Source organism: Pseudochelatococcus sp. B33 (assembly GCF_053570585.1).
Genome location: NZ_JBSEFH010000011.1, coordinates 20031 through 39606, shown reverse-complemented (window position 1 = coordinate 39606; position 19576 = coordinate 20031). Strand labels below are relative to the sequence as shown.

15 protein-coding genes are annotated in these 19576 nt (G+C 68.6%); 6 read left to right on the top strand and 9 right to left on the bottom strand.

Annotated elements, in window-relative coordinates:
• Window positions 1-6: 6 nt before the first annotated feature.
• From pheT to grpE, 3 genes are all read left to right on the top strand, one after another.
• Window positions 7-2430 carry a phenylalanine--tRNA ligase subunit beta gene (gene pheT, locus ACUSIJ_RS13515; RefSeq protein ID WP_449308928.1) on the top strand — a complete coding sequence of 808 codons (2424 nt, stop codon included), beginning with the start codon at window positions 7-9 and terminating at the stop codon, window positions 2428-2430.
• A gap of 64 nt (window positions 2431-2494) precedes the next feature.
• Window positions 2495-5284 carry a [protein-PII] uridylyltransferase gene (locus ACUSIJ_RS13510; protein WP_449308927.1) on the top strand — a complete coding sequence of 930 codons (2790 nt, stop codon included), beginning with the start codon at window positions 2495-2497 and terminating at the stop codon, window positions 5282-5284.
• A gap of 327 nt (window positions 5285-5611) precedes the next feature.
• Window positions 5612-6211 carry a nucleotide exchange factor GrpE gene (gene grpE / locus ACUSIJ_RS13505; protein ID WP_449308926.1) on the top strand — a complete coding sequence of 200 codons (600 nt, stop codon included), beginning with the start codon at window positions 5612-5614 and terminating at the stop codon, window positions 6209-6211.
• A 119-nt stretch (window positions 6212-6330) separates the two neighbouring features.
• Here the strand turns inward: grpE and ACUSIJ_RS13500 are convergent, their stop codons facing one another.
• From ACUSIJ_RS13500 to dnaK, 8 genes are all read right to left on the bottom strand, one after another.
• On the bottom strand, window positions 6331-7407 hold the full coding sequence (locus ACUSIJ_RS13500) for a hypothetical protein (RefSeq protein ID WP_449308925.1): 1077 nt from the start codon (window positions 7405-7407) through the stop codon (window positions 6331-6333).
• 39 nt (window positions 7408-7446) lie between these two features.
• Entirely contained in the window at window positions 7447-8067 is a 621-nt protein-coding gene (locus tag ACUSIJ_RS13495; RefSeq protein WP_449308924.1) for a 2,3-bisphosphoglycerate-dependent phosphoglycerate mutase, read from the bottom strand.
• A gap of 51 nt (window positions 8068-8118) precedes the next feature.
• Window positions 8119-8934 (bottom strand): 4-hydroxy-tetrahydrodipicolinate reductase, encoded by an 816-nt coding sequence (dapB, locus tag ACUSIJ_RS13490; RefSeq protein ID WP_449308923.1) that lies wholly within the window; start codon window positions 8932-8934, stop codon window positions 8119-8121.
• 68 nt (window positions 8935-9002) lie between these two features.
• Window positions 9003-9293 carry a DUF1330 domain-containing protein gene (locus ACUSIJ_RS13485; protein WP_449308922.1) on the bottom strand — a complete coding sequence of 97 codons (291 nt, stop codon included), beginning with the start codon at window positions 9291-9293 and terminating at the stop codon, window positions 9003-9005.
• A gap of 24 nt (window positions 9294-9317) precedes the next feature.
• On the bottom strand, window positions 9318-10046 hold the full coding sequence (pyrF, locus tag ACUSIJ_RS13480) for an orotidine-5'-phosphate decarboxylase (protein WP_449308921.1): 729 nt from the start codon (window positions 10044-10046) through the stop codon (window positions 9318-9320).
• Window positions 10036-10635: a class I SAM-dependent methyltransferase gene (locus tag ACUSIJ_RS13475; protein ID WP_449309080.1), complete on the bottom strand. Its 600-nt coding sequence runs from the start codon at window positions 10633-10635 to the stop codon at window positions 10036-10038. The genes pyrF and ACUSIJ_RS13475 overlap by 11 nt, the downstream gene beginning before the upstream one ends.
• Window positions 10636-10867: 232 nt before the next feature.
• Entirely contained in the window at window positions 10868-12007 is a 1140-nt protein-coding gene (dnaJ, locus tag ACUSIJ_RS13470) for a molecular chaperone DnaJ (RefSeq protein WP_449308920.1), read from the bottom strand.
• Window positions 12008-12287: 280 nt separating this feature from the next.
• Entirely contained in the window at window positions 12288-14207 is a 1920-nt protein-coding gene (gene dnaK / locus ACUSIJ_RS13465; protein WP_449308919.1) for a molecular chaperone DnaK, read from the bottom strand.
• Between the two features lie 610 nt (window positions 14208-14817).
• Between dnaK and ACUSIJ_RS13460 the strand changes: the two genes are divergently transcribed.
• Window positions 14818-15681, top strand: a complete 864-nt coding sequence (locus tag ACUSIJ_RS13460) for a hypothetical protein (RefSeq protein WP_449308918.1) — start codon at window positions 14818-14820, stop codon at window positions 15679-15681.
• Window positions 15682-15687: 6 nt separating this feature from the next.
• Here ACUSIJ_RS13460 and ACUSIJ_RS13455 read toward each other — a convergent pair whose 3' ends face one another.
• On the bottom strand, window positions 15688-15984 hold the full coding sequence (locus ACUSIJ_RS13455) for a hypothetical protein (protein WP_449308917.1): 297 nt from the start codon (window positions 15982-15984) through the stop codon (window positions 15688-15690).
• Between the two features lie 191 nt (window positions 15985-16175).
• Between ACUSIJ_RS13455 and ACUSIJ_RS13450 the strand changes: the two genes are divergently transcribed.
• Window positions 16176-18542 carry a UvrD-helicase domain-containing protein gene (locus ACUSIJ_RS13450; protein ID WP_449308916.1) on the top strand — a complete coding sequence of 789 codons (2367 nt, stop codon included), beginning with the start codon at window positions 16176-16178 and terminating at the stop codon, window positions 18540-18542.
• A 44-nt stretch (window positions 18543-18586) separates the two neighbouring features.
• Window positions 18587-19507 (top strand): 50S ribosomal protein L11 methyltransferase, encoded by a 921-nt coding sequence (locus tag ACUSIJ_RS13445; protein ID WP_449309079.1) that lies wholly within the window; start codon window positions 18587-18589, stop codon window positions 19505-19507.
• The last annotated feature ends 69 nt before the right edge of the window (window positions 19508-19576 follow it).

Genomic DNA, 19576 nt, shown 5'->3' with positions numbered 1-19576 from the left:
ACGGCAATGAAATTCACTCTTTCCTGGCTGAAGGATCATCTCGACACGCGGGCCTCGCTCGATGAGGTGGTGAGTGTGCTGAACCGCATCGGCCTTGAGGTCGAGGGCGTCGAGGACAAGGCGAAGGCGCTCGCGGCCTACCGCATCGCCCGCATCGTCACCGCCGGGCAGCACCCCAACGCCGACCGGCTGCGCGTCTGCTCGGTCGACACCGGCGAGGGCGCGCCCGTGCAGGTCGTGTGCGGCGCGCCGAACGCGCGCGCCGGGCTCAGAACCGTGTTCGCCCCGCCCGGCACCTATATTCCGGGCAAGGACATCACGATCGCGGTCGGCGCCATCCGCGGCGTCGAGAGCCATGGCATGATGTGCTCGCCCGAGGAGCTCGATCTGCCCGGCGACAGCGAGGGCATCTTCGAATTGCCCGACGACGCGCCAGTGGGCGTGCCCTACGCGGTGTGGGCGGGGCTCGACGACCCGGTCATCGAGATCGCGGTGACGCCCAACCGGCCCGACGCGCTCGGCGTCGCCGGCATCGCGCGCGATCTGGCGGCGGCGGGGCTCGGGCGGCTGATCACGCCCAAGGTCCACCCCGTCCGGGGCGAAATCGCCAACCCCGTCGCGGTGGTCCGCGATTTTGCCGCCGGCGACGAGCACCTCAACCCGGCCTTCGCGCTGCGGCTTGTGCGCGGCGTCACCAACGGCCCCTCGCCCGCCTGGCTGCAGAAGCGCCTCGCCGCGATCGGCCTGCGGCCGATCAACGCCCTGGTCGACATCACCAACTACGTCACCTTCGACCGCGGCCGCCCGCTGCACGTGTTCGACGCCGCCAAGGTGAAGGGCCACCTCGTGGTCCGGCGCGCCCGTCGGGGCGAGGAACTGCTGGCGCTCGACGGCAGGACCTACCGGCTCGGCGAGAACCACATTGTCATCGCCGACGACAACGGCCCGGAATCACTCGGCGGCATCATGGGCGGCGAGCATTCGGGCTGCGACGAGACCACGACCGACGTGCTGATCGAGTCCGCGCTGTGGGACGAGCTCACCATCGCCCGCACCGGCCGGGAGCTCGGCATCATCACCGATGCGCGCTACCGCTTCGAGCGCGGCGTCGATCCGGCCTTCACGTTGCCGGGGATCGAGCTGGCCACCCAGCTGGTACTGGAGCTTGCCGGCGGCACGCCGTCCGCCGTCACGCTCGCGGGCAGCATTCCCGACACCACCCGCGCCATTGCGCTGCCGTGGAGCGAGATCAGGCGCCTGACCGGCCTCGACATCCCGGCCGACGAAGCGCGCCGCACGCTTGCAGCGCTCGGCTTCACCGTCACGGGCGAGGGCGAGGTGGCGGACGTCGCGCCGCCCTCATGGCGGCCCGATGTCGAGGGCAAGGCCGATCTCGTCGAGGAGGTGCTGCGCATCACCGGCATCGACAACGTGATGTCCACGCCGCTGCCGCGCATCGAGCCCGGCGTCGCCAAGCCCGTGCTGACCCTGCTGCAGAGGCGCACGCGCGCCGCGCGCCGGCTTTTCGCCGCGCGCGGGCTCGTGGAGGCGGTGACGTGGTCGTTCGTCGCGAAGGCAGACGCGGAAGCGTTCGGCGGCGGCGATCCGCGTCTGGCGCTCGCCAATCCCATCGCCGCCGACCTGTCGGACATGCGGCCTCACCTCCTGCCGGGTCTCATCCGCGCGGCGCAGCGCAACGCCGATCGCGGCTTCGGCGACGTGGCGCTGTTCGAGGTCGGGCAGGTGTTCGCCGACGACACGCCGGAGGGCCAGACGACGAGCGCCGTCGCCCTGCGGCGCGGCACGGCCCGCACAGAGGGCACGGGACGCCACTGGCAGGCCCCGGCGAAGAACGTCGATGTCTTCGACGCCAAGGCGGACGCCTTCGCGCTGCTCGCCGCGCTCGGCGTCGCGACCGCCGGCGTGCAGATCGTGCCCGGCGGGCCGGCATGGTACCATCCCGGCCGCTCGGCCACCTTGCAGTTCGGCCCGAAAAACGTCATCGGCGCGTTCGGCGAGCTGCATCCGAAGGTCCTGCAGGCGCTCGACGTCAAGGGGCCGCTGGTCGCGGCGGAGATCTCGCTCGACGCCCTGCCCGCCCCCAAGGCGCGCCCGACGAAGGCGCGCCCCAGGCTGGTGCTGTCGGAATTCCAGCCGCTCAGCCGCGATTTCGCCTTCGTGGTCGATGCGGCGGTCGCCGCCGGCGACATCCTGCGCGCCGTCCAGGGGGCGGACCGGGCGCTGCTGTCGGACGCGACCGTCTTCGACATCTACGAGGGACCGGGCGTCGGGGAAGGCAAGAAGTCCGTCGCCGTCGCCGTCACGTTGCAGCCCGCCGGCAAGACGCTGACGGAAGCGGAGATCGATGCCGTGTCGCAGCGCATCGTCGAGGCGGTCGCCAAGAAAACCGGCGCCGTTCTGCGCGCATGACGCTATGATGCGGCAAATTGTGCAAGGGGGCGGGCAGCAGCCCGGCCCCGATAGGGAAGCGCCGATGAACACGCCGCAGCCTGCCACTCCCCACGACCTCCCCGCGGTGATCCGGCTCGCGCCGGCGCTCGCGGCGCTGGAGGACCGGTCCGGCGACGACCATCGGGCGCTGCGGGCGGGGCTCGTCGATCTGCTGCGGCGCACGCTGGACGAGGGCCGCAGCGAGGCCGAGGCGGCGCTGATGCAGGAGCAGAACGGCTCCGCCTGCGCGCGGCGCATCGCGCGGCTCACCGATGCCGTGGTGCGCGCCGCCTACGGCTGCGCGGTGCGGCACTTCCACCGCGTCAGCAACCCGTCGATGGGCGAGCATCTGGCGCTCGTCGCGGTGGGCGGCTACGGGCGCGGCACCATGGCCCCGCATTCGGACGTCGATCTGCTGTTCCTGCTGCCCTACAAGATGACCGCGTGGGCCGAAAGCGTCGTCGAGACGGTGCTCTACATCCTGTGGGACCTCAAGCTGAAGATTGGCCACGCCACGCGCTCCGTGAGCGAATCGCTGCATGAGGCGCGCGGCGACATGACCATCCGCACCGCGCTCCTCGAGGCACGCTTCCTGGTGGGGGAACGCAAGCTGTTCAACGAGCTGGTGACCCGCTACCAGACCGAGGTCGTCGCCGGCAGCGAGGAGGCGTTCGTCGCCGCCAAGCTCGCCGAGCGCGATGCGCGCCTCGCCCGCGCCGGCGCGTCGCGCTACGTGGTCGAGCCCAATGTCAAGGAGGGCAAGGGCGGGCAGCGCGACCTCAACACGCTGCTGTGGCTGGCGCAATACGTCTACGGGGTGCGCACGCCCGACACCATGATCAAGGAAGGGCTGTTCGACAGCGCCGAGGCCGGGATGTTCCGCCGCTGCGGCGAGTTCCTGTGGCGGGTGCGCTGCCACCTGCATTTCGTCGCCGGCCGCGCCGAGGAGCGGCTGTCCTTCGACTACCAGCGCGCGGTCTGCGAGCGCATCGGCTATGCCGGCCGCACCGGCATGTCGTCGGTGGAGCGCTTCATGAAGCGCTACTTCCTCGTCGCCAAGGACGTCGGCGACCTGACGGCGGTCGTCTGCGCCGCGCTCGAGGCGCGCCACGACAAGCCGGTGCCGATGCTCAACCGCTTCATGCGCGGCCTCAGGCGCCCCTATCGCCAGCGTCTGGGCGCGCCGGGCTTCCGGCTCGACAACAACCGCATCAACACCACCGACGGCGAGGTCTTCAGCCGGGATCCGGTCAACCTCATCCGCCTCTTCTGGCTCGCGGACCGGCACGCGCTTCCCATCCACCCGGACGCGACGCGCCTCGCGCGCCGGTCCCTGCGGCTGATCGACCGCTCCATCCGCGAATCGGCGGAGGCGAACCGGCTGTTCGTCGACATCCTCACCTCCCGCAACGCGCCGGAGACCGTTCTGCGGCTGATGAACGAGTGCGGCGTGCTGGGGCGGTTCATTCCCGATTTCGGGCGTATCGTGGCGCTGATGCAGTTCAACATGTACCACCACTATACGGTGGACGAGCATCTCATCCGCACGCTCGGCGTGCTGGCGCGCATCGACGCCGGCGAGATGGCGGACGCGCATCCGCTGGCGCACAGCATCATCCCGACCATCCAGCACCGGCGCGCGCTCTACCTCGCGGCCTTCCTGCACGACGTCGCCAAGGGGCGGCCGGAGGACCATTCCGTCGCCGGCGGCAGGATCGCCCGGCAGCTCGGGCCGCGGCTCGGGCTCGACGCGGTGGAGACGGAGACCGCCGCCTGGCTCATCGAAAACCATCTGGTGATGTCCAACGTCGCCCAGAGCCGCGACCTCGCCGACCCCGAGACCATCCGCGGCTTCGCCGCCATCGTGCAGACGCTGGAGCGCCTCAAGCTGCTGCTCATCCTCACCGTCTGCGACATCAAGGCCGTGGGGCCGGGCGTGTGGAACGGCTGGAAGGGCGAGCTGCTGCGCACGCTCTACTACGAGACCGAGCCGCAACTGACCGGCGGACACTCGGCCATTTCCACCCGCCAGCGCGTGCTCCATGCGCAGGCCAAGCTGCGCAAGGCCATGCCGGACTGGGACGACGCGACGTTCGACGCCTACAAGGTGCGTCACTATCCCGCCTACTGGCTCAAGGTCGATCCGGCGCGCAAGGCCAAGCACACGCGCTTCATCCGCGCCGCCGAGGCCGCGGGCGACACGCTGGCGACCGCCATCGCCACCGACAAGTTCCGCGGCATCACGGAACTGACGGTGTTCGCGCCCGACCATCCGCGCCTGCTGGCGATCCTGACCGGCGCCTGCGCCGCCTCGGGGGCCAATATCGCCGACGCGCAGATCTTCACCACCACCGACGGACTCGCGATCGACGACCTCTTCCTCACCCGCGCCTTCGAGGCGGACGAGGACGAGCTCCGCCGCGGGGATAAGATCGCCCGTACCATCGCCGGCGCGCTGAAGGGCGAGATCAGGATCGCCGATCTCGTCGACCGCAAACGGCCGCAGGTCGCGAAACGCCCCTTCACGGTGCCGACCGAGCTCGTGATCGACAACAGTCTGTCGCAGCAGTACACGGTGCTGGAGATCTCCGGGCTCGACCGGCCGGGCCTGCTCTACGACCTCACGACGACGCTCGGCAAGCTCAACCTCAACATCGCCTCGGCCCATATCGCGACCTTCGGCGAAAAGGCGGTCGACGCCTTCTACGTCACCGACCTCACGGGGGCGAAGATCACCGCGCCGGCGCGCCATGCCCCGATACGCGCGGCCATAGAGGCGGTGTTCTCCGGCAGCGCGCCCCGCCCCGCGAAGGCGAACGCGGCCAGTGCCTGAAGCAGTTTGCGTTTCATTTGAGCATCAAATGAAACGCAGGTTGCGGAAAACTATGGAAATTAGAGCGCGTTCCGTTCAGATGGAATCATCTGATCGATAAGAATTCGCTCGCAATCAAAGAGGGGGAGCATGTCAGCGTTTCCGTGAGACGATGACATGCCCTAAAGCGTTAGGAGGTACAGCACCCTTGATTTTCCATGCCCGAAGCCTGATATCTTCGGCCAGTGTTTCTCGCTGTGGAATCGGAAACCGCATCGCGTTCCGGCCGCGTCCTCCCGATGGCGCGCGTCCGGAAATTGAAGTCCTGTCACACTCTCACGATGGATCATGACCCAGCACATCAACCAACCCGCCGAGGCAACGGCCGCTGACCCCACGCCGGAAACCGGGACGACGCCCGACCAAACGATTGATGCCGGTCTGGTTGCTCAATTGGAGGCCGAAAAGGCCGATCTCAGGGACAAGCTGCTGCGCGCGCTGGCCGAAATGGAAAATCTGCGCCGCCGGACGGAAAAGGAGGTCGCTGACGCCCGTGCCTATGCCGTCACGTCCTTCGCCCGCGACATTCTGAGCGTCTCCGACAACATTCGCCGCGCCCTTGAGACCATTCCCGCCGAGCAGCGCGCCTCGGAAGGGCCGCTCAAGGCGTTCGCGGACGGCATCGAACTGACCGACAGGGAACTGCTGAAGACGCTCGCCCGCCACGGCGTGAAGGAAATTTCCCCGCAGGGCGAGAAGTTCGATCCCAACCTGCATCAGGCGATGTTCGAGGTGCCGGACACTACGGTGCCCAACGGCACGGTGGTGCAGGTCATCCAGACCGGCTTCTCCATCGCCGACCGCGTCCTGCGCCCTGCTCTCGTCGGCGTGTCGAAGGGCGGCGTCAAGGCCGCGCCCGTGCTCGACAACGATACGCCCATCGTTTGAGCCTTTCAGCGTTTCCGTGAAACGCCGAAAGGCTCCAGCAGTCGTCAAGATGCAAAAGTCCCGCGCGAGCGGGACTTTTCGTTTTCAGCCCGGTATCTGCATGTCCCCGGTATCTGCTGTCATTGCGGCGTGCTGCCGGCGGGTGTCCCGCCCGCGCCGACGTCCGTCCGCGGGGTGACGCCCTCCCTCAGCCGCTCGAAGAAGCGCCGCGCCTCCTCGTAGCTGTTGTCGCGCGTCACCAGAACGAAACGGATGAAGTCCGAGCGCTCGAAGCGGATGGCCTGAAACACGCGCACCTTCGCCCCCGTGCCGCTGTCCTGCCCGTCGGCCTCCATCTCGTGCCAGTCGACGCCGTCGCGCGTCACGCCCTCGCCCCGGCGCACCTGCATGCCGCGCACGCCGGCGAGGCTCGCGAAGGACTGGCGCGCGAACCGATCCTGCTCCAGCTTGCCCACGATGGCTGCCCGGTCGCCGCTGACCACGATCACCGGCTGCTCGGCGCCCTGCACCAGATCCTTGGGGCCGCTGGTCATCATGACGGAATTGCCGGGGATGACGCGCGCGATGCGGAACCCTATGTGGTCGCTGGCGGTATCGTCGTCGAGCGTGTCGTCGACGACGAAGGGCAGTTGCCCCACTTCCTCCAGCAACTGCGCGTGGTCGCGGAGGGCGAGCGAGCGCAACGTGCGGCGCACCACCTCATCGGTGTAGTAGTCGATCGCCTCGGCGGACACCTGGAACGTCACGGCCGCCGCGCTTGCCGACGTGCCCCGGGCCAGTACCCATTTGTAGATCGTCTCGCCGTCGACCACCTGCGAGGCCGCCACGAGGATGCCCCTGCCGCCCTCGACGGGCCATGCCTCGCGGCTGATGAGCTTGAATCCTTCCGGCTCCTGCGAGGGCTCGCGCAGGTCCTTCTCCATGGAGGCAAACAATTCCGGCGGCAGCTCGCTCATCATGATGGCGGACTCGCGCGCCTCGTCCTCGAAGCCGGGAAAACGGACCGAGAGCCGCATGTCCTCGGGCGGGACGAGCCCTATTCCGAGCCCCGGCGGGAAAATGCGCTGCGGCGCCTCCTCAGGCACTTCCCGAGACTGCTCCTGGGCAACCGCAACCGGCAGCGGCGCCAGGCCGGCTTCCGGCCGAAGGCCCAGGCCACAAGCGAAAGCGAGGACGAGCAGGACGTTTCTCTTCATTGTGCGCACTGCCATCCTCCTCGCCTGCGGTGCGTGCGCTCACGCACCCAGAATTGTCTTCGACGCCACGGTGCTGTCGGCGTTGAGGCGATACACGATCGGCTCGCCCGTCGCCAGTTCGACGCCCGGGATCGTCTCGGGCGTCAGGTGGTCGAGCACCAGCAGCAGCGCGCGCAGCGAATTGCCGTGCGCCGAGACAAGCACGTTCTCCCCCCGCAGCACCGCCGGCAGTATGTTCTGCACATAGTATGGCAGAACACGGGCAACGGTGTCCTTCAGGCTCTCGCCGCCGGGCGGGGGCACGTCATAGGAGCGCCGCCACAGATGGACCTGCTCGGCTCCCCAGCGCGCGCGCGCGTCGTCCTTGTTGAGGCCGGAGAGATCGCCGTAGTCGCGCTCGTTCAGCGCCGGATCGCGCACCACCGGCAGATCGGTCTGGCCGGTTTCCTCCTGAATGAGCGCCACCGTGCGCTCCGCCCGCGTCAGGACGGAAGTGAACGCACGGTCGAACGCGATGCCCTCGGCCTTCAGCCGCTGGCCGGCGGCGCGGGCTTCGCCCACGCCGATGTCCGTTAGGTCAGGGTCCTTCCAGCCGGTGAACAGATTCTTGAGATTCCATTCGCTCTGGCCGTGGCGAACCAGCACAAGAAGGCGCGACATTGTATTCTCCTCGAAAATGACCCGAACCGCAATGAATGCGACGACGAAAAATCAGATGTCCCTGATGCCGAGCACGTCGGCCATGGTGTAGAGGCCGGGCGCGCGGCCCTTGGCCCAGAGCGCCGCCTTCACCGCGCCGCGCGCGAAGATGCCACGATCCTCGGCCTTGTGCGTCAGTTCGATGCGCTCGCCTGCGCCGGCGAAGATGACGCTGTGGTCGCCGACGACCGATCCGCCGCGCAGCGTCGCGAAACCGATGTCGCCGGCGCGGCGCGGGCCGGTATGGCCGTCGCGCACCGTCTCGGCATGATCCTTGAGATAGATGCCCCGCCCCTCTGCCGCGGCCTCGCCGAGCAGCAGCGCCGTTCCCGACGGCGCGTCGACCTTGTGGCGGTGGTGCATTTCGAGGATCTCGATATCGAAATCCGCATCGAGCGTGTTCGCCACCCGGCGCACGAGCGCCGCGAGGAGGTTGACGCCCAGGCTCATGTTGCCGGAGCGTACGATCACGGTCTGGCGCGCGGCCTCCTCAATGGCCGCCGCATCGGCGGGGGAAAGGCCGGTGGTGCCGATCACGTGCGCTATCCCGGCGCCGGCCGCCGCGCGCGCGAAGGCGACCGAGGCCTCGGGCTGCGTGAAATCGAGCACGCCGTCGGCCCCGGCGAAGGCCGCGTTCACATCATCGGTGACCGGCACGCCGAGTGCGCCGATCCCTGCGAGCAATCCGGCATCCTCCCCGAGCGACAGCGCGCCCGGGCGCTCGATCGCGGCGGAGAGCGTCACGCCGGCGGTCTCGGTCACCGCCCGCACCAGCGTGCGCCCCATGCGTCCGCCCGCACCCACCACCACAAGCCGCAAATCGCTCATCGTTTCTCCCATCCACGCCATTCCTGTACTGTCGGTTCCTGTACTGTCGGTCGCCGGCGGACCGTTTCTCAGTCCACGCCCTCGACGAGCACGAACTCGGCCACGGCTGCGCCCTCGCGCGCCACCTTCGCCGCCTGATACTCATCGGAAAAATAATAGGCACGCGCCTGCTCGAAGGAGTCGAACTCCAGAACGACGTTGCGGACCCGCTCCTCGCCCTCCAGCGTCTCGAAGCGGCCGCCGCGCACCAGCGCCCGCGCGCCGTGCTTCACGCTCGCGGCGGCCGTGAGCTTCGCGTACTGGGCGAATCGCTCCGGATCGGTGACATTGATGCGGGCGATCAGGTAGCCTTTCGGCATCGTCTTCTCCTTGTCGGCCGGCTTTCAGGCACAGGCGCCGGCGATTTCCGCGATGATGGCCCGCGCCGCGGCACGGGGGTCGGCGGCCGCCGTCACCGGTCTGCCGACGACGAGGTGGTCCGCGCCCGCCCGAATGGCGTCGGCCGGGGTGAAGATGCGTTTCTGGTCGTCGGCGCTGCCGCCGGCGGGGCGGATGCCGGGCGTCACCAGCAGAATGTCCGGGCCGACCAGCGCGCGCACCGAGGCCGCCTCGGCGGCCGACAGGATCAGCCCTTCCACGCCCGCGTCGCGGGCCTGGAGGGCACGCCGCTCGACCGTCTCCTTCACGCCCCCGTGGTAGCCGGCCGCCGCCAGATCGGCGTTGTCGTAGGAGGTCATGACCGTCACGCCGAGGATTTTCAGCCCCGATCCCGCCTTGCCCGCGACAGCGGCCGCCAGCGTCTGGGGATAGGCGTGGACGGTCAGGAACGTCGCGCCGAGGCGCGCCACCTGCGCCGTCGCACGCTCGACGGTGGTGCCGATATCGTGCAGCTTGAGATCGAGGAAAACCTTCTTGCCCGCGCCGACGAGTTCGCGGGCGAGGTCGAGCCCGCCGCCGTAGACGATTTCGAGGCCGAGCTTGTAGAACGAAACGGCGTCGCCGAGCTCGCTGACCAGCGCGCGGGCACGCGCCGCATCGGGCACGTCGAGGGCGACGATGAGCCGGTCGCGGACCGCGTCCGGGAAGGCGCCCACCGGCGGCTCACCGGCCACGGCGGTAGACCCACACGCGCGCCGGGGGCAGGTTCCACCACACGCGGCCCGAGCGTTCGGCCGAATAGTCGCCTCCCTCCTTCGGGAGCGGCGACACGACGGCGTAGGTGAACTGCACGAACGGCGCGCCGGCATGCATCAGTGAGAACGCGTCCTCCAGCAGGCCCATGCGCTGGGGCAGCGGCTTGGTGAACAGCGGCAGGCTCGACACCACGCCCGCCGCCGGCTCCCGGATCGTGCCGCGCAGCGTCTCGCCCAGCCCGTAGGCATCGCCCTGAATGACGGTCACGCCCGGAAAGCGCTGCCGCAGCAGCTTGCAGAAGTCGGGGTTGAACTCCACCAGCACGAGGCGATCGGCGGCGATGCCGCGCTTCAGCAGCGCCTCGGTGACGGGGCCGGTGCCGGGGCCGAGCTCCACCACCGGGCCGGACAGCGCCGGATCGACATAGGCGGCCATCGTGCGCGCCAGTGCCCGGCCGGAAGGCGTCACGGCGCCGGTGAGAAGCGGGCGCTCCATCCACGACCTGAGAAATCGCGCATCGTCGCGAAAGGCGCGCAGCTTGGGCGATGCCGGTTGGCAGGAGTGAATGCGGCGGGAAACGGGTTGCTCGGGCACGGGATCGACCTTCCTCGCAGTTGGGGTGCCCGGAAAGTACCCGCGCGCCCGGCCCCAACCCCCGGGAGCGCACTGTATCAACTCGGGAACCGCGCGACCATAACGCAGACCGGCTGATCTTGTAACCGGTCCGCGTTTCTTGTCACCAAAAAGATTAACGGCACACGACAAGGCGATGCAAGCACGGACATGCCATGCGCACACCTCACGTCGAGCCGCCGAGCCCTTCGAAGAACTCCTTCACGCGCGCCAGGAACCCCGCGCTTTCCGGATGCGTGTCGCGCGAGGATTCCTGCTCGAACTCCGCCAGCAGCTCCTTCTGCCGCCGCGTCAGGTTCTGGGGCGTCTCGACCACGACCTGAATGTAGAGATCACCGAGGTCGCGCGTGCGCAACACGGGCATGCCCTTGCTGCGCAGCCGGAACTGCTTGCCCGTCTGCGTGCCGGCAGGCACCTGCACGCGCACCTCCTGCCCGCCCACGGTCGGCACGTCGAACTCGCCGCCCAGCGCCGCCGTCACCATGGAGATCGGCACCCGGCAGAACAGGTCCGCGCCGTCGCGCTGGTAGAGCTCGTGCGGGCGCACGGACAGGAAGATGTAGAGATCGCCCGGCGGCCCGCCCCTGAGGCCGGCCTCGCCCTCGCCGGTGAGACGGATGCGCGTGCCGTCCTCGACGCCGGGCGGGATGTTGACGGACAGCGTGCGGGTGCGGGTGGTGCGTCCGCTGCCGGCGCACACCTCGCACGGGTCCTCGATGATCTGGCCGCGCCCCTGGCAGGTGGGGCAGGTGCGCTCGATGGCGAAGAATCCCTGCTGGGCGCGCACGCGCCCGGCGCCGCCGCAGGTGGGGCACTGGCGCGGCCGCGATCCGGCCTTGGCACCGCTGCCGGAACAGGCCTCGCACACCACCGAGGACGGAATCTCGATGGTCTCGTTCTTGCCGTTGTAGGCTTCCTCGAGCGTGATCTCCAGGTTGTAGCGCATGTCGGCGCCGCGCTCGCGCCCGCCCGCGCCGCGCTGGCGGGGGCCGCGGGTATCGCCGAAGAACGTGTCGAAGATATCGGTCATGAAGTCCGAGAAGTCGTTGCCGAACCCCGGCCCGCCGGCGCCCGCGCCCTGTTCGAAGGCGGCGTGGCCGTAGCGGTCGTAGGCGCTGCGCTTCTGCGGGTCCTTCAGGACCTCGTAAGCCTCGTTGATTTCCTTGAACTGCGCCTCGGCGGCGATGTCTCCGGGGTTGCGATCCGGATGGTACTTCATCGCGAGCTTGCGGAACGCGACCTTGATCTCCGCATCCGACGCGCCGCGCGAAATTCCAAGCGCTTCGTAAAAATCCCGTTTGGCCATCCGAATTCCGCCTTCAATAAGCCTCCGGGCGCTCAAGGCCGCCCGCCGATCTCAAACGATGCTCAGCGAAGACGACCCCATCGACAGCCCTGTCGCGGAGCGGCGGCATGAGCGAGTCTTCGCGGGTCAATATATCCGCACCCTGGCACAAGCATATTGCCTGATCGTCCGAACACAACATCCGGCCAAGCATCATCCACTGCACGGACTGAATGACAGGTATATCATCATCTTCAAAGAACCGACTGCCCCGGTGCGGACACCGGGGCAGTCGAATCCGTTACGCACTCTTCTTCTTGTCGTCGTCGACTTCGCGGAAATCGGCGTCGACGACGTCCTCGGCCTGGGCGTCGGCGGTGGAGGTTCCCTCGCCGGCTTGCGCCGTCTCATCCGTCTGGCTGGCCTTGTAGATCGCCTCGCCGAGCTTCAGCGACGCCTGCAGCAGGTCGTTGGTGCGCGCCTTGATGGCCTCGGCATCCTCGCCCTCGAGCGCCCGGCGCAGGTCGGCGATGGCGGTCTCGATGGCGGTCTTGTCGGCCGCGCCGACCTTGTCGCCGTGCTCCTCGACGGACTTCTGCGTGGAGTGGATCAGGCTCTCGGCGTGATTGCGCGCCTCGACGAGCTCGCGGCGCTTCTTGTCCTCGGCCGCGTGGGCCTCGGCGTCCTTCACCATCTTCTCGATGTCGGTGTCGGAGAGGCCGCCCGACGCCTGGATGCGGATGGTCTGCTCCTTGTTGGTCGCCTTGTCCTTCGCCGACACGTTGACGATGCCGTTGGCGTCGATGTCGAACGTCACCTCGATCTGCGGCACGCCGCGCGGCGCGGGAGGAATGCCGATCAGGTCGAACTGGCCGAGCAGCTTGTTGTCCGCCGCCATCTCGCGCTCGCCCTGGAACACGCGGATGGTGACGGCCGTCTGGCTGTCGTCGGCGGTGGAGAACACCTGGCTCTTCTTGGTCGGGATCGTGGTGTTGCGGTCGATGAGGCGCGTGAACACGCCGCCCAGCGTCTCGATGCCGAGCGACAGCGGCGTCACGTCGAGCAGCAGCACGTCCTTGACGTCGCCCTGCAGCACGCCGGCCTGCACGGCCGCGCCGATGGCGACGACCTCGTCGGGGTTGACCCCCTTGTGCGGCTCCTTGCCGAAGAACTGCTTGACGACTTCCTGCACCTTGGGCATGCGCGTCATGCCGCCCACGAGCACGACCTCGTCGATGCCGCCGGCCTGCAGGCCCGCGTCCTTGAGCGCCTTGCGGCAGGGCTCGACGGTGCGCTCGATCAGGTCCTCGACCAGCGCCTCGAACTTGGCGCGCGTGAGCTTGAGCGCCAGATGCTTCGGCCCCGTGGCGTCCGCAGTGATGTAGGGCAGGTTGATCTCGGTCTGCTGCGCCGACGACAGCTCGATCTTGGCCTTCTCCGCGGCCTCCTTCAGGCGCTGGAGGGCGAGCTTGTCCTTGCGCAGGTCGATGCCCTGCTCGCGCTTGAACTCGTCCGCGAGATACTCCACCAGCCGGTTGTCGAAATCCTCGCCGCCGAGGAACGTGTCGCCGTTCGTGGATTTCACCTCGAACACGCCATCGCCGATCTCGAGGATGGACACGTCGAAGGTGCCGCCGCCGAGGTCGTAGACCGCGATGGTGCCGCTCGACTTCTTGTCGAGGCCATAGGCCAGCGCCGCCGCCGTCGGCTCGTTGATGATGCGCAGCACCTCGAGGCCCGCGATCTTGCCGGCGTCCTTGGTCGCCTGACGCTGGGCGTCGTTGAAGTAGGCGGGAACGGTGATGACCGCCTGCGTGACGGGCTGCCCGAGATGCGCTTCCGCCGTCTCCTTCATCTTCTGCAGGATGAAGGCGGAGATCTGCGAGGGCGAATAATCCTTGTCGCCGGCCTTGACCCAGGCGTCGCCGTTCGGCGCGCGAATGATCTTGTAGGGGACGAGGCCGATGTCCTTCTGCGTCAGCGGATCGTCGAAGCCGCGCCCGATCAGGCGCTTGATGGCGAAGAAGGTGCGCTCGGGGTTCGTTACCGCCTGGCGCTTGGCCGGCTGGCCGACGAGGCGCTCGCCATCGTCCGTGAACGCAACGATGGAAGGCGTCGTGCGCGAGCCTTCCGCATTCTCGATGACCTTCGGCGTCGTCCCGTCCATGACGGCAACGCAGGAATTGGTAGTGCCAAGGTCGATACCGATAACCTTACCCATGGAGATCCCTCAACTTTCAAGCAGACCGCCGCGCCGGACCCCGAAGCAATCCGGTTAATGGCTTGACTGAAACCAACATTGCCAGGCCCCGGAGAGCCCGTGCGCTCTAAAACCGCGTATCGGCGGCGTATATAGGCCCACCCCGTCCGGCCCGCAAGCCTGCCGGCCGAAAAGCCGGCAAACGGGAGAGGCTGTAACGGTCTCCCCCTCAGGGGTGACGCTTCGCCGCGCCTGTCACTCAGGTGGACACTGGAGCTTTGCTTCGCAAGTGTCTAGAGCGCCCCGCGAAGCAATTTTGTCCCGCACCGCCGCAAGCTGCGCCGCTCGGCCGGGCGGGGCATCGCCGGCGTTTCGATCCGGCAACGCCCGGCGAAACCGCACGAAATCGGCGGGCCGGCGCTTCCGGCCCCTGCCTTCAGGCTCCGTGCCCTGAGCCACGATCCCCGGTCCTCCTCAACTCCGGGTTTTTGACAGGTACGCTTATACTGGTTTATCGACTGATTCATCGGACGTCATTAGGGTGATGTTTATGGAAGTATGATGTTCATGGGATAACGATAATCTTCGGGGCGACCCGGCGGAAATGGACAGGCGAAAGATGGGGGTTGCGATGTCCAGAACGGCATCTGTGTCTCTCGTAGTGTCGGCGATCCTGCTGAATACGGGCGTTGGCGCGCAGACTCCGGGTCCTCTCGTCCTGCCGGGCGCCGTGCCGCCGGCCGCCGAGACGCCGTCGCGCCCGGCCCGCCCAGCGCCCGCCCAGTCGCCGCAGCAACAGCAGCAGACGGGCGAATCAGCGCGGGTCGCCGCCCCCGTGGCAGCTCCCCTGCCCACGGACGTCACCGGCCAGAAGCATTTTTTCGCAGGCAACGCGTCGGAGGAAGGCGGTGAACTGCTGATCGTCGAGCGCGGACCCGGCCTCGTCGGCCTCCACCTGAAGGCGGCCGGGCGCGTGATATCCGCTCCCGGCGAGCAATGCGTCATCGATCTGGGCGGCGGCGAGCCCACCCCGATGCTGCCCATCGAGGAGCCCTACCGCAACTCGCGCTACCGGCTGCAATCGTCGGTCTGCCCGCTGGTGGTCGAGGTGCTGGAACACTCGGTGCGGGTGTCGATTCCGGATGGCGAGTGCAGCTTCGCGCAGGCGGACTGCCGCCTGTCTCCCGAAGGACTCTGGGGACCGCCGGGCGAGGAGCTCGTCGGCCGCACGTCGACCATCGAACGTCAGCGCGGGCGGGCCGAGCGCGACATGCGCGACGTCTCGCGCCGGCTGCTGCGGCGCCTTTCCGGCGACGAGCAGCGGCAGGCGGCGGCCGAGCAGGCGGCCTTCTCCTCGGAGCGCGCCACCGTCTGCCGCAACTATATCGGCGAGGATGAGCACGGCTTCTGCGCCGCGGAGCTGACCTCCGCCCGCGTGGAAATCCTCAAGAAGCGCTTCGACCAGACGCCGGAACGGCCGCGCCGCAGCCGTTGATCCGGGTCATCGACGCGGCGGCCCGATCGACGGCGCGGGCGGCGGCTGGAACTGCTGCTGGCGCAATTGCTGATCGCGCAACTGGTTCATCTGGAACTGGAGCTGCTGATCCCGCTGCTGATTGTCGAGCTGCTGCTGGATCTGCCTGTTCCCCTCCCGGAACTCGCGCTGCTGCCTGTTGGTCTGGGCAAGCGCCGGGTCGATCGCGGCCGCGACCGCGAACGCGCCCAATGCCGCGAGCGCGGCCAGCCGAACGCCCCGCCAGAGAATGTTCGACCACGAATTGCTGCCCGTTGCCCCCATGTTTCCTGCTCTCCCGATAGTCTGCAGGCCCAGCGGCAGCGAAATGCGCCGTTGGCCTTGCCCTGTTCAGTGCATTATATAGTGCTTCGCATCGCGGCGCGCGATCGCTTTGGGCGTACGATTCCTTTGGGCGTACCATCCCGCGCGACGTCCGCGCCGCACGCGGCTCTGCCACCAGAAACCGAAAGCATTTGAAGTCCGTGCCCCATTCACGCCCCGATCCAGCGCCCGCCGCCCCTGCCCTGTCCCTCACCGAACGGGCGCGGGCTGCCGCGCGGCCGGCCGATTCGTATCTCGCCGGCCTCAACACGGAGCAGCGGCGCGCGGTCGAGACCATCGAGGGGCCGCTCCTGGTGCTCGCCGGCGCCGGCACGGGCAAGACGCGGGTGCTCACCACCCGCATCGCCCACATCATCGCCACCGGCGCCGCCTTCCCGTCGCAGATCCTGGCCGTCACCTTCACCAACAAGGCCGCGCGCGAGATGAAGGAGCGCATCACCGCCCTCGTGGGTGCGGTGGCCGAAGGCATGCCGTGGCTCGGCACCTTCCACTCCATCGGTACCAAGATCCTGCGCCGCCACGCGGAGCTCGTCGGCCTCAAGAGCGACTTCACGATTCTGGACACCGACGACCAGATCCGCCTGCTGAAGCAGCTCCTCAGGGCGGAGAACATCGACGACAAGCGCTGGCCGGCACGCCAGCTCGCCCTTCTTATCGACAACTGGAAGAACCGCGCCATCACGCCCGAGCGCGTCTCCGCCGGCGAGGCGCACGGCTTCGCCCACGGGAAGGCGGCCGAGCTCTACCGGCTCTATCAGGAGCGGCTGAAGGTGCTCAATGCCGCCGATTTCGGCGACCTGCTGGTCGAGACCATCCGCCTGTTCCGCGAGAACCCGGACGTGCTCGCCCGCTATCAGGAGCGCTTCCGCTACATCCTGGTGGACGAGTATCAGGATACCAACGTCGCCCAGTACCTGTGGCTGCGCCTTCTGGCGCAGGGGCGCCAGAACGTCTGCTGCGTGGGCGACGACGACCAGTCCATCTACGGCTGGCGCGGGGCGGAGGTCGACAACATCCTGCGTTTCGAGCACGATTTTCCGGGCGCCGCCGTGGTGCGGCTGGAGCGTAACTACCGCTCGACGGCGCACATCCTCGCCACCGCGTCGCATCTCATCGCCCACAACGAGGGCCGCCTCGGCAAGACGCTGCGCACCGAGGACGACCCCGGCCACCGCGTCACCATCACCGGCGCGTGGGATTCGGAGGAGGAGGCGCGCCAGATCGGCGAGGCCATCGAACTGGCGCAGTCGCGCGGCGAGGACCTGTCGCAGATCGCCGTGCTGGTGCGCATCTCGGCCCAGATGCGCGAGATCGAGGACCGCTTCGTGCAGCTCGGCCTGCCCTACCGCGTCATCGGCGGCCCGCGCTTCTACGAGCGGCTGGAGATCCGCGACGCGCTGGCCTATTTCCGCTGTGTGGTGTCGCAGGCGGACGATCTCGCCTTCGAGCGCATCTACAACACGCCCAAGCGCGGCCTCGGCGACGCCACCTTGCAGACGCTGCACGCCTACGCCCGCCACGCCGGCGTGCCACTCATCCAGGCGACCCGCGCCCTCCTCGAAACCGAGGAGCTGAAGCCGAAGCAGCGCGCCACCCTGCGCGATCTCATCGCGAGCTTCGACCGCTGGTCGCGCCAGCTCGCGACCGTGCCGCACACGGAGCTGGCCGAGACCGTGCTCGAGGAATCCGGCTACACCGCCATGTGGCAGGCCGACCGCTCGCCCGACGCCGCGGGCCGCCTCGAAAACCTCAAGGAGCTGGTGCGCTCGCTGGAGGAATTCCCCGATCTGCCGAGCTTTCTCGAACACGTCTCGCTGGTGATGGAGGCGGCGGAGAACGATTCGGATGCACGCGTGTCGATCATGACGCTGCACGCCGCCAAGGGCCTCGAGTTTGACACCGTATTCCTGCCCGGCTGGGAGGAAGGGCTGTTCCCCAACCAGCGCGCCCTCGACGAGCAGGGCCGCGCCGGGCTCGAGGAGGAGCGCCGCCTCGCCTATGTCGGCATCACGCGGGCGCGCAAGTCGGCGCGCATCATGTTCGCCTCGAACCGGCGCATCCATGGGCTGTGGAACGCCACCGCCCCCTCCCGCTTCATCGACGAGCTGCCCGAGGCCCATGTCGAGGTGACGGAGGCGCCGGCCGCCTTCTCTTATGGCGGCTACGGCCGCAGCCGCTTCGACCAGGCGGCCGGCTCCTTCGGCTCCACCTACGACACGCCGGGCTGGGCGCGGGCGCGCCAGAACGCACCCCACACCGCCACGGGCATGCCGCCCGGCGGGCGGCGCGGCGCAGGGCGGGATACGGGCCGCATCATCGAGGGCGAGATCGTCGCCCGCTCCTCCGGGCCCGCCTCGGCCTTCAAGCCGGGCGACCGGGTGTTTCACCAGAAGTTCGGCCCCGGCACGGTGGAGAGTGCGGACGGCAACAAGCTCGCCATCGATTTCGACAAGGCCGGCCGCAAGACCGTGGTCGACAGCTTCGTCAAACCGGCGTAAAGGCGGTCCGTCCGCCACCCCCTTCCAGAGTAAACCCGATGCCGATGTACGAGGGCCTTTTGCCGCCCAGCCCCACCCATGTGCTGCGTTTCGACACCGACGAGAACGCCGCCCGCGCCATGGCGGACCTGCTCGGCGAGGTGTTCGACCCCACCGAGACCGCCGTCGCCGCCTTCGAGACCAAGGCGGGCGTCTGGCATGTCGAGGCCTATTTCGCCCACGCGCCGGACGAGGCCGCCGTGCGCGACCTGCTGCGCCTCGTCATCGGCGGGAAGGCCGACGGCGTGGTCTTTTCCGCCATCGCCCAGAAGGACTGGGTGCAGGCGAGCCTCGATGGCTTAAAGCCGGTGCGCGCCGGGCGCTTCCTCGTCCACGGCAGCCATGACCGGCACACGGTGAAGGCGAACGACATCGCCATCGAGATCGACGCCGCGCTGGCGTTCGGCACCGGCCACCACGGCACGACGCTCGGCTGCCTGCTGGCGCTGGTCGACACGCTGCGCAAGCGCCGTCCGCAACGGGTGCTCGACGTCGGCACCGGCACGGGCATCCTGGCGCTCGCCGCAGCCCGCGCCCTCAACCATGAGGTCATCGCCGGCGACATCGACCCCGTGGCCGTCGAGGTCGCGCGCGCCAACGCGCGGTTGAACGGCGCGGGCAACCACATCCGCTATTATGCGGCACCCGGCGTCCGCCATGCCCTTGCCGACCGGCCGCGCCGGTTCGATCTCATCTTCGCCAATATCCTGGCGAAGCCCCTGCGCCAGCTCGCCCCGGCCATCGCCCGCGTGCTGGCGGGGCCGGGCACGCTCGTCCTCTCCGGCCTGCTGGCGCGGGACGTGCCGGGCATCCTCGCTGCCTACGCCGCCCAGGGCCTGCGGCTCGACAAGCGCACGGACAGGGAAGGCTGGGCGACGCTGGTGTTGAAGCGCGGCGGGGCGGCGCCGCGGCCGAGGAGGAGCTGATGCGCGACACAAATGGCGCGCTGAACAGCGATTTGATTGACATGGAAGCCCGTTGCGCTATTATTGCCG